A 2623-nucleotide genomic window follows, 5' to 3' on the forward strand; every position below is an offset into this window, starting at 1 on the left:
TGCGCCGGCCGCTTGCGGCGCGGCGGGCGCGGCCGGCTCGGCGAACTTGGCGCCGCCGGCGTTGGCCATGTAGGCCACGGCGCGCGCGATCTCGGTGTTGTCGAAGTCGCCGCCGGCCTGGGGCGGCATGGCGCCCTTGCCCTTCAGCGCGGAATTGACCAGCGCTTCGAAGCCGGTGGCGATGCGGTTGGCCCAGGCGCCTGCGTCACCGAATTTCGGCGCGCCGGCCACGCCTGCCGTGTGGCAGGTGGTGCACTGGGCCTTGAAGACCTCTTCGCCGCTCTTGAGCGGGCGGTTGGCGTCGCGGATCTCGACCGTGCCGATCTTGCGGATGCGCTCGGCGACGCCGCGGTCCATGTCCTGCGCGGTGAGGCCGCCCAGGGCGTATTTCTCGATGTCGGTGCTGCCCGAGGGCTTGTCGTCGGAGACGACGTACGACACCAGTCCGATGATGATGAACACCGGAATGACGAAAGCAAAAAACACCGTCAGCAGCAGTTGCTTGGGCGTCTTGATGGGGCCGGTGTGGGCGTCTTCCTGCATGCTGTCGCTCATGGCGTCCTCAAAGAAAGCGGGCGTTCAAATCAACCCTCGATTATAGCCAGGGGGCTTTTACCTCTTGCCGCCAGCCCATGCACGCCGACCCGGGCCCGCGCTTCAGGGATAATGCGGCTTCGCCTCGCGAGAAGCGGCTGTAGCTCAGTGGATAGAGTATTGGCCTCCGAAGCCAAGGGTCGTGGGTTCGATCCCCGCCAGCCGCACCAGATTTCGCCTCGGCACCGAGGCCTTGCACCTCCCAGCGCCGATGCTGGGCCCGCGTGGCGCCGAGCACTCTCCAGCAGAAGGACGCCGAGGACGCAGCCACCGCAACTCTCCCTTCAGCCTTCGCTCCCCAATGACGCCAGCCATGCACGCGGCGGCATGCCGACTTCCGCGGTGAACGCCCGCGTCAGCGCATTCGGGCTGTAGCCGACGGCGAGCGACGCCGTCTTCACCGGCTGGCCCGCGCGCAGTAATTGCTGGAACAGCGCGATGCGCCAGCGCATCAGGTACTCGGCCGGCGGCTCACCCACCTGCTCGCGAAAACATGCGGCGAAGGCGCTGCGCGACATGCCGGCAACCCGCGCCATCGCATCCAGGTTCCAGGCCTGCGCCGGCGCGTCGTGCAGCGCCACCAGCGCGCGGGCGAGCTTGGGATGCGCCAGGCCGGTCAGAAGCCCCGCCGGCAGCCCGCATTCGGCCGGATGGTCCAGCAGCCAGCGCAGCAGCTGCAGCACCAGCACTTCGAACAAACGGTCCGCCACCAGGCGCTGGCCGCACAGCAGCTGCCGCGTTTCGGCGAACAGCAGCTCCAGCGTCTGCCCGAGCATCGGCACGCGCGCCAGCGGCACCACCACAAGGGCCGGCAGGGCGCGCGCCAGCGGATGCTGCTCGCCGCCTTCCCAATCCAGGCTCGCGCAGACGAAGTCGCAGCCCTCGGCCGGCGCATTGTGGAAGTCGTGCGCGAGCGGGCGCGGATAGAACAGCAGCGTGGGCTCGCGCACCGCCAGGCGCCGCGCCACGCCGCGCGTGCGCGGCTGGTGCGTGAGCACCATTTCGCCGGCGCGCAGCACGTGCAGGAAACCGCGCCCGGGCTTGGCATCGAAATGCGTCACGCCGCACAGCGGCCCCTGGTGGAACAGGTGCGCGCGCAGGCGAAAGCGCTCGAGCAGGCCCGCCAGGCGGTCCACCGGCGCGGCGGTGTTGTTCATTGGTTCTGGACGATCCGGTTGATTTTATGGCTGAAATGGTGCTAATCATGCCAGACGGGCGGTCACAGTCCGTGGGTACCGGCACACATCGCATCCATCCCCAACCAGGACACCACGACATGAACCGCATTCCCCTCATCGACCCCGCCCACACCACGGCCGAGCGCGCCGCGCTGCTGCAGCAGGTGCACGGCGCCTTCGGCGCCACGCCCAACATGTTCAAGACCGTCGCCAATTCGCCCGCCGCGCTGCAGGCCATGTGGGGCTTCTTCGGCGCACTCGGCGCGGGCAGGCTCGGTGCGCGGCTGGGCGAGCAGATCGCCGTGGCGGTGGCCGACCGCAACGGCTGCGACTACTGCCTGTCGGCGCACACTGCACTCGGCCGCAAGGCCGGCGCCTCCGCGCAGGAGATGCACGACGCGCAGGGCGGCACGTCTGCCGACCCGCGCACGCAGGCGGCGCTGCGCTTCGCGCTGCAGCTGGTGGAGGCGCGCGGCGCGGTGGACGCGGCCGATGTGGACGCCCTGCGCGGCGCCGGCTTCGACGACGAGGAGGCGATGGAGATCGTGGCGCACGTGGCACTGAACCTGTTCACCAACTACGTCAACGTCGCTTTCGCCGTGCCGGTCGATTTCCCGGCGGTGAAGCTGCGCCGCGCGGCCTGAGGATCAAGCCCCGGCGAAGGCGAAGTCCACTTCGGCCGGCAGCCCGGACACGATCCGGGCGATGGCCCGGCCCGAGCCGCAGGCGTGCGTCCAGCCCAGCGTGCCGTGGCCGGTGTTGAGGTACAGGTTGCCCACGCGGCTGCGCCCGATGATCGGCACGTTGCCGGGCGTCGCCGGGCGCAGGCCCGCCCAGTAGCGGGCCTGCGC

The 2623-nt window shown here is 70.0% G+C and carries 4 protein-coding genes and 1 tRNA gene; 2 read left to right on the plus strand and 3 right to left on the minus strand.

Translation table 11 applies throughout. The annotated features are described in order from the left end of the window. Positions 1 to 555: c-type cytochrome (locus H0U68_RS07335; protein ID WP_296354119.1), on the minus strand; the 555-nt coding region annotated here is incomplete at its 3' end. 133 nt (positions 556 to 688) lie between these two features. Here H0U68_RS07335 and H0U68_RS07340 point away from each other — a divergent pair. After that, positions 689 to 764: transfer RNA gene (locus H0U68_RS07340), tRNA-Arg, on the plus strand. Between the two features lie 114 nt (positions 765 to 878). Here H0U68_RS07340 and H0U68_RS07345 read toward each other — a convergent pair. Then, on the minus strand, positions 879 to 1751 hold the full coding sequence (locus tag H0U68_RS07345; protein ID WP_296354120.1) for an AraC family transcriptional regulator: 873 nt from the start codon (positions 1749 to 1751) through the stop codon (positions 879 to 881). A 119-nt stretch (positions 1752 to 1870) separates the two neighbouring features. On the opposite strand from H0U68_RS07345, the gene H0U68_RS07350 reads away from it, so the two are divergent. Further along, the gene (locus H0U68_RS07350; RefSeq protein WP_296354121.1) at positions 1871 to 2416 is read left to right on the plus strand and encodes a peroxidase-related enzyme; all 546 of its coding nucleotides are present in this window, start codon (positions 1871 to 1873) and stop codon (positions 2414 to 2416) included. 3 nt (positions 2417 to 2419) lie between these two features. On the opposite strand, the gene H0U68_RS07355 is transcribed toward H0U68_RS07350, so the two are convergent. Continuing rightward, the coding region (locus H0U68_RS07355; protein ID WP_296354122.1) for an FAD-dependent oxidoreductase at positions 2420 to 2623 on the minus strand (204 nt) is incomplete at its 5' end.

It is taken from the genome of Ramlibacter sp., from assembly GCF_013697775.1.
Lineage (GTDB): Bacteria > Pseudomonadota > Gammaproteobacteria > Burkholderiales > Burkholderiaceae_C > Ramlibacter.

Excerpts from the sequence above, each read along its gene's own strand:
- H0U68_RS07350 (WP_296354121.1), top strand. The coding sequence starts at position 1,871 with ATGAACCGCATTCCCCTCATCGACCCCGCCCACACCACGGCCGAGCGC.
- H0U68_RS07345 (WP_296354120.1), bottom strand. The coding sequence starts at position 1,751 with ATGAACAACACCGCCGCGCCGGTGGACCGCCTGGCGGGCCTGCTCGAG.